The sequence below is a fragment of the Arachidicoccus sp. genome, from assembly GCF_050436765.1.
Classification (GTDB): Bacteria; Bacteroidota; Bacteroidia; order Chitinophagales; family Chitinophagaceae; genus Arachidicoccus.
This window is the reverse complement of sequence record NZ_JBNQGD010000303.1, coordinates 1-7612: the sequence shown is the minus strand read 5'-3', so window position 1 is coordinate 7612 and position 7612 is coordinate 1. Positions and strand designations below refer to the sequence as shown.

The 7612-nt window shown below is 35.5% G+C and carries 7 protein-coding genes and 1 pseudogene; 4 read left to right on the top strand and 4 right to left on the bottom strand.

Features of this window, described 5'->3' with window-relative positions:
• Positions 1-503 (top strand): hypothetical protein (locus ACQR30_RS13245; protein WP_429735885.1); only part of this gene is annotated, 503 nt, incomplete at its 5' end.
• On the opposite strand, the gene ACQR30_RS13240 is transcribed toward ACQR30_RS13245, so the two are convergent.
• From ACQR30_RS13240 to ACQR30_RS13230, 3 genes are all read right to left on the bottom strand, one after another.
• The gene (locus ACQR30_RS13240) at positions 500-1213 is read right to left on the bottom strand and encodes a response regulator transcription factor (protein ID WP_429735883.1); all 714 of its coding nucleotides are present in this window, start codon (positions 1211-1213) and stop codon (positions 500-502) included. The genes ACQR30_RS13245 and ACQR30_RS13240 overlap by 4 nt on opposite strands.
• The gene (locus ACQR30_RS13235; protein WP_429735880.1) at positions 1214-2200 is read right to left on the bottom strand and encodes a sensor histidine kinase; all 987 of its coding nucleotides are present in this window, start codon (positions 2198-2200) and stop codon (positions 1214-1216) included.
• A gap of 256 nt (positions 2201-2456) precedes the next feature.
• Positions 2457-2963: a PA2169 family four-helix-bundle protein gene (locus ACQR30_RS13230; RefSeq protein ID WP_429735877.1), complete on the bottom strand. Its 507-nt coding sequence runs from the start codon at positions 2961-2963 to the stop codon at positions 2457-2459.
• 326 nt (positions 2964-3289) lie between these two features.
• Between ACQR30_RS13230 and ACQR30_RS13225 the strand changes: the two genes are divergently transcribed.
• Positions 3290-3766, top strand: a complete 477-nt coding sequence (locus ACQR30_RS13225; RefSeq protein ID WP_429735874.1) for a hypothetical protein — start codon at positions 3290-3292, stop codon at positions 3764-3766.
• Between the two features lie 228 nt (positions 3767-3994).
• Positions 3995-6331: a DUF5703 domain-containing protein gene (locus ACQR30_RS13220; protein ID WP_429735871.1), complete on the top strand. Its 2337-nt coding sequence runs from the start codon at positions 3995-3997 to the stop codon at positions 6329-6331.
• Between the two features lie 11 nt (positions 6332-6342).
• Here ACQR30_RS13220 and ACQR30_RS13215 read toward each other — a convergent pair whose 3' ends face one another.
• Positions 6343-7155, bottom strand: coding sequence for an IclR family transcriptional regulator (locus tag ACQR30_RS13215; protein WP_429735868.1), 813 nt, complete (start codon positions 7153-7155; stop codon positions 6343-6345).
• Positions 7156-7286: 131 nt separating this feature from the next.
• Between ACQR30_RS13215 and ACQR30_RS13210 the strand changes: the two are divergent.
• Positions 7287-7612 (top strand): annotated as a pseudogene (locus ACQR30_RS13210) (carbohydrate ABC transporter substrate-binding protein); the annotation flags it as partial.

Sequence of the window (7612 nt, the reverse complement as noted above, 5' to 3'; positions counted from 1 at the left end):
CTGCAGCACCATCAGCTGAAATGCCTATCATTACCAACGCAGGGAGCGAAAAGTACCTATGGATAATAATAGGAATTGCCTTGATCCTTTTATTAGTTATGCTATTGAGTTGGCGCCTAAACAAATCTAAGAAGAAGAAAGAAGTAATTATTAAAGAGCCCGTAGAAGAGCTTCTTGCTGCTCCAGCAAGCGCCGTGCAAGAAAATATTGAAGCGAAAAAGAAAATATTGAATGATTCTCTTTTGGATTTACAATTAGAAAGTGATGCTCATCAATTCTTTGCATTAGCAAAAGCATTGATGATTCAATTTTTGCAAGACAAATTACATACTAGTGTAAGCGATGAAAACGAATTGCTCAAGAAATTGCAGCAAACGAATTCCTCAACCACTATTACTGTTACAAACATTCTTAATCGTTGCAACAAAGCATTGTATATGCCAGTGATAGCAGCATCTGAACGTGAAGAAGTATTAAAACAAATTAAAGCATTAATTCGCTAAATCTCATCAGTAAACTTATAACCTACGCCACGGACCGAGTGAAAATATTGGAGATTACGGCTATCTTTTTCGAAATATTTTCTAAAGCTTAAAATAAAGTTATCGATAGTTCGGGTAGCCGGATATACATTGTAGCCCCAAACAGCTTGAAGTATCTTTTCACGTGTGACAACTTCATTTTTATTTTCGATTAATAATTTTAAGAGCATTGTTTCTTTTTTGCTCAGATCGATTTTTTTGCCTTGCCAGTTAACGGCCTCCTGTGCACTAAAAAATATTTGATTATTACCAAAACTATACTCCTCTCCGACCGTTTCCCGATCTTGCAACTTCCTATTTTTCAATATAAGCTTGTCTACACGCAATAGCAATTCTTCCAGGTCAAAGGGCTTGGTAAGATAATCATCCGCACCTTTTTTTAAGCCCGTTATTTTGTCCGCAGTAGCATCCTTGGCGCTTAATATTAAAATGGGTGTATCAATATTCTGAATACGAATGTGCTCAGTGGCACTTATCCCGTCTAATTCCGGCAACATTATATCCATAATAATTAAATCAAAATATTCATTACCCACGGCCTCTAAAGCCTTTTTGCCATCAAATGCGGACGTAACCGTATAACCTTCTATCTCCAGGTTTAATTTTAGAGCTTCGTGCAAATTTTCTTCGTCTTCTACCAATAAAATATTGCCGCTATGCTGTGTATTCATTTACTTTCTTTTTAATAAAGGTATTTGTACCATAAAGATACTGCCTTGTGGCAGATTATTAATCACCGTAATATTGCCTTTATGGTCCTGTACAATTTTTTTACAAATAAATAATCCCAGTCCGGTACCTTTTGTCTTACGCATTGCCTCACTTCCCACACGATAAAATTTATTGAATATCTTTTTCCTTTCATGAGCCGCAATACCCAATCCTTCATCAATTATTGAAAGAATACTCCGGTTATTTTCCCTTGAAAGATTTACCGCAATTAAGCTTCCCGGAGTACTATATTTTACAGCATTCTCCAATAAGTTGTTGATCAATATTTGAATCAAAAGAGGCTCACCATTGATCCATATATCTTTGTCAACATCGCAGGTAAACCGTCTTGAGGGGTAGTGTACAGAAATGCTATTCAAACAATGATCTACTAAGTTGCTAAGGTGCAGGCTTTGAAAATCTGCGTGGTACTTCCCCCCTTCTAATTGTGCTGCAATTAGGATGTTGCTCGTCAGCGTGTTTAATCTATTGGTCTCGATAAGCGTATTAGCTATTAGCTTTTCTTGCTGTTCCGCTTGCAATTTTCTTTTTTGTAAGGTTTCTAAATTAAGTCGGGCAACGGCAATCGGCGTTTTCAATTCGTGAGTAATAGCCATCATGAAATTTTGCTGTTGTTCTGCAATTTTAATCTGCCGACGAATGGCTTGATAAACATAAGCAGCGCCCACCATTATCAATACAAAGAATGTGAGCCCTTCTCCTATGTATTGCATTGATTTTCTCGCTTTCGCATCATCCAAAGCCAAAATTTTCTCGGCATAAAAAGGTTCATCTTTTTTCAACTGTTCAAATCGATAAATATACATTTGATTATTTTGCCTCTCCAGCGAAATAAACCACCATACCAATGCAGAGACGATATACAAGAGTAAGAACCAATAGGTAATGCTGATAAAGGGTAATTTATGTTTTTTAATTTTTCCCAAAAGAAGTATTATTTGCTCAAAAATACTTCTTATCTAAGAGGATTTATATTTTTTCTAATTATTTATATGTCTTGGGCAGTAAAACCCAAAAATCTTTATTTTTTAGAATGAGGCCCCATCTTTTGATCTGTTAATTATAAGCCACCTGTGGTGAATCGTTGGCGGCACCAAAACTTCGCGATAATTTAACAATGTCACATAAGGTAATTATTTTTCCAATATTTTAGAGATACCGACAATCAATCCCTGTAAAAAATTATCCTACTTCGTTTAAAGGGATCAATTTGGACTGATTTAAATAAAAGGATTCTTCTTTTCCCAAATAGATATCTAACTTATTGCGCATAACAATAATTCTATCGCGTTGCCTTTCCAATATTTTTCTTAATAAAGGGAAATAAAAGTCGATAGCATCGTTCGCCAAAACTTCTTCATATTGACGCAACAAATTCTCTTCCTCATTTATACAAGCGGACAAAATCGACTTATTTTTATCCTTCGAGAAATAAAATTTAATACTCCGCCAATACCTATATAGATACCCCGAAGCTGATTTGCGAATGATAGCATTGGCACCCTGCATTTCTAATAAATTATTCAACCGCTCAACATATGCCGTACTTTGCTTAATACGTTGATCAAATAAATAAGTCAAAAATGACGTTTTTTTGATAAGAGAATTTGCTTTTTTATATCCCTCAATTCTGTCAAGGTTTGCTTCAATAATTCTAAGCAAGAAGACATCGTATTGTTGTGTGTACATAAGGTATTTATTTAACGTATTTATAAGAATTTAATTGGCTGTCGCCGTTTATGAAAGTTTGAGTGCCAATTAATTTCTGCAAACAAATTATATTCCTAAAAAAACTTTCATTCATTTTTTTTATTGAAGCTGATTATCAACATTTTATATTATCCTAATAATCTGGGATAAGAGAAGAAGTTCAAAATATTCTCAAAGCGTATACAATCTGAGGAATCATCTCCACAATTCAGTTTGGCAGCCAGTGGTCTTTGATATGAATTATAATGCGGCAATCAATCCAACTCAATGGCATGGAATTTGGGTCACATTTAAAAAAATATACAATGAAAAACACAAAGAAAAATAAAGACTTAAAAAAAGACCAAACAGAAAACCTTAATTTTAACGAGGAGGGTTTTGAAATAAATTTACCCGAAGTCAACGACATTCCCGGTCAAGAGAATATTCATCCACCATATCTGGGCGAAATGGCAGATACAACCATTGCCTCAGATGATGAAGAAGGTTTGGGATTATTCCAAAATAATATGCCTGCTTATTCAAGCGACCTCGACACCGAAGATAAATATTCAGACCTCACAGAATCCCAAAAAGAGGCATTAGAGCAAACGGATTCAGAAGACGACAAAGCCAATCGAAAAGCGGCTGTTGACGATGTTGATGACGATGGTGATATTTTAAACGAAAAAAACGAGGAAGAGGACTTGGATATTCCGGGAGCACAACTAGATGACCAGGACGAAGAGATCGGCGAGGAAGACGAAGAAAACAATTTTTATAGTAATGGCGACAATAAGTAAATTTCTAGCAGGAGAACGAAAGAAACTAAAACCATCGAATCTAAAAAATATAAGCGCTTTTTTGGTGATAAAAGACATCCAAGCGCTTATCCCTTTAGGCCGCCATTCGGATTAAAACGGATCCAATAAAATCCTTTTCTAACTTCTTCCTAAAAAATCGAAGCTTAAAATTGAATATTAAAACTGTAATTTCGTGAGAATGCATCACTAAAGAATCAATTTGATATTTTGAAACAGCTACAAATTATTACCATCATTTTTGGATTATTCTTTGCATCCAAAATATCCGCCCAATTCGCCAAACTAAATCAGTATAATATTTCTTGGAATAGTCAAAGTAAAAATGCAGGAGCTTCTATGCCTTGTGGTGGCGGCGATGTAGGATTAAACGTGTGGGTAGAGGGAAACGATTTATTTTTTTATGTTGCTCGGAGCGGAACTTTTGATGAAAATAATGCATTATTAAAGTTAGGTCGACTACGATTGACATTAAGGCCGAACCCATTTGCAAATGGACATTTTCGACAAGAATTAAATCTCAAAGATGGCAGTATTTATATTTCAAATGGGGAAAAAAATACAACAAACATCCATATTTGGGTGGAAGTAAAACAGCCCGTTATACATTTAGACGTAAAAAGCAAGGAAGCAATCTCTGCAATCCTCTATTATGAAAATTGGCGATATAAAGACCATATTGTAAAGGGAAAAGAAAACAATGAAAACTCTTATAAGTTTGCCCCCCAGGGTATTATAACGACCCACAAAGACGAGGTATCCTTCAATGAAAATAAAATAGTCTTTTATCATAGAAACGAATCGCCAACGGTATTTGACGCAACGGTGAAAGAACAAGGCTTGGATAGTGTAAAAAACGAATTATTCGACCCGCTTAAAAATTTGACATTTGGCGGATTTGTTCAAGGGAAAAATATGATAGCGGATAATACTTCCATGGGAAAATATTTAAACACACCTTATCGGGCTTGGGCTTTAAAGACGAAGCATAAAAGTAAAAAAATTGAAGTTCAAATAGGGCTTTGTACGGGACAATATATATATCAGTCCCTTTGGAACGAGTCGCTTAATCAACTAAGTAATGACATCAGTAAAGAAAATAATTCTATTATTTGGGATAAAAATAAAAATTGGTGGCAACAATTTTGGGAGCGCAGTTTTATTATCATTGATCCGAGCAAACAAAATATAGATACAGGTGTTTGGAGTGCCGGCCGCAATTATCAACTTTTCAGATACATGCTTGCCTGCAACGCTTATGGAAAATACCCCACTAAATTTAATGGTGGGCTTTTTACAACTGATCCTGTTTTAGTGGATAGTAATTATATTTTTACACCTGACTTTAGAAATTGGGGTGGAGGTACCTTCACTGCGCAAAATCAAAGGTTGATTTATTATCCGATGCTAAAAAGTGGTGATTATGACATGATGCAATCTGAATTCAACTTCTATAACAGATTGCTTAAAACTGCTGAAATCAGGTCCGAAGTTTACTGGCAACATCCAGGCGCTTGTTTTACAGAGCAATTAGAGGATTTCGGCTTGCCAAATCCCAGTGAATATGGATGGAAGAGACCCTTGAATTACGATAAAGGGATGGAATATAATGCATGGCTGGAATATCTTTGGGACACCGATCTCGAGTTTTGTAATATGATATTGGAAACTAAATTCTATAATAATTCAGACATCAGTAAATATTTGCCACTTATCAAAAGTTGTCTGACTTTTTTTGATGCACATTATCAATATTTAGCAAGAAAAAGAGGAAGAAAAATATTGGATGCCAATGGACATTTGGTATTATTCCCCGGTTCGGCTTGCGAAACCTACAAGATGACTTACAATTCATCCTCTACTATAGCCGCCTTAAAAACAGTATTGCAACATTTGCTAGAATTACCTGATAGTTATTTTCAAAAAAATGAAAAAGAAAAATGGCAAGCGATGTTGCACAGAATACCACCTATTTCGTTTAGAATGGTAAATGGTCATACGACTATTTCTCCTGCAGCCGCTTGGGAAAGAATAAATAATGTAGAATCACCACAGCTTTATCCTGTATTTCCATGGGGCATTTACGGAGTTGGAAAACCTAATTTAGATACAGCTCGAAACACGTGGTTTTATGACACAACGGTTATAAAAAATAAAAGTTTTGTCGGATGGAAACAAGACAACATTTTTGCTGCAAGATTGGGTCTTACCAAAGCAGCCGAAAAACTGGAACTTGAAAAAATAAAAAACGGCCCAAATAGATTTCCCGCCTTTTGGGGTCCTGGATTTGACTGGACACCAGATCATAACTGGGGTGGAACTGCAATGATTGGCTTGCAAGAAATGCTTTTACAAACCAATGGAAAAAAAATATATTTATTTCCCGCTTGGCCAAAAGACTGGGATGTTCATTTTAAACTACATGCACCTTATGCGACAGTCGTGGAAGGCACCTTGACAAATGGAAAACTCATCGACTTAATTGTAAGTCCTAAAAGTAGGAAAGCCGATATAGTCAATCTCTTAACACATAAAAATGGAAATTAAGGAGACGCAATTTAGGAACCACTAACTTTAAATCCGAGATTGGCAGAAATTTTCTGTGCAGCCAACTTAGCATCAGCGACAATATTTTCGGCAGGTATGGTATCTTTCATTTGAGTCATCAAAATAGAAATCGTAAGTGATGCGATCGCCTCGCTCCCATTTCTTACTGGTACAGTGATATCCATTACACCAGTCGCCAAATCACTTGGCGTGAGATAATGACCTTCTTCTCTAATTTCTTCCAAAGAAGCCAAGAACTTTTGCTGCTTACGTAAAGAATAGCTACTAAATAGGTCATTTCTTCTAAGTAATTCAAATCTTGAATTCTCTTCCATAAAAGCAAGTAAAATTTTGCCGGAAGCAGTAAGCATTAATGGGAAGAGACTACCTTCTTCTATAGAAAGGGCAATAGGCTCTGGGCTCCTGGCTTGAGAAATCACAATTAATTTATCCTGATAGAGTACACCAATATGACAAGACTGCTTGATTTTTTCAGCCAAATCGTCCATCGGATATCGCGAAGCCTTCCTAATTTCATCTATTGGTGAATGCCTATGGGATAAATTGTACAATTTCATTGAAGGCCTGTATTTACCTGAAACATCATCCCTGAGTAAATAGCCTCTATGTTCCAAACAGATCAACATCCTATAAATTTCATTGGGACTCTTTTCAATTCCGGTGGCTATATCGGTTTGTGAAACGGGTTTTCCTTCCATAGAAATATACTCCAATATATCTAAGCCTTTTTCAAGCGCTGGTGCATGATATTTAACTTCCGTTACGACCATTTCTTCTTCTTCTTTTATCTTTTTTACTGGCATTATTTTCTTTCGATTTTATAGACAAATTTGGTTAAAATTAATACATTGTTGATTGTTCATGAAATTTTATTAGAATTTTATTTTTTTATTTATGAATATTATATTTATATTTGAATGACTAATAAGTATTCATGAGCTCAAAAAAACACTTAAACGGAATAACTTGGAATCACAGTCGAGGCTATACGCCTATGATTGCTACCGCTCAACGATTTGACGAAATTAACGAAATCAGCATAACTTGGGACAAAAGAACATTACAGGATTTTGCGGATAAGCCAATTGACAAGCTGGTAGAGATATTTGATATATTGGTCATAGACCATCCCTGGATAGGGTTCGCAGCAGAAAAAAAATTATTTATCCCACTGGACAAATATTTATCTAATGCATATTTAAAAGATTTAGAAAAGAATAGTGTTGGCCAGTCCTATTTTAGCTATCAACATAATAACCA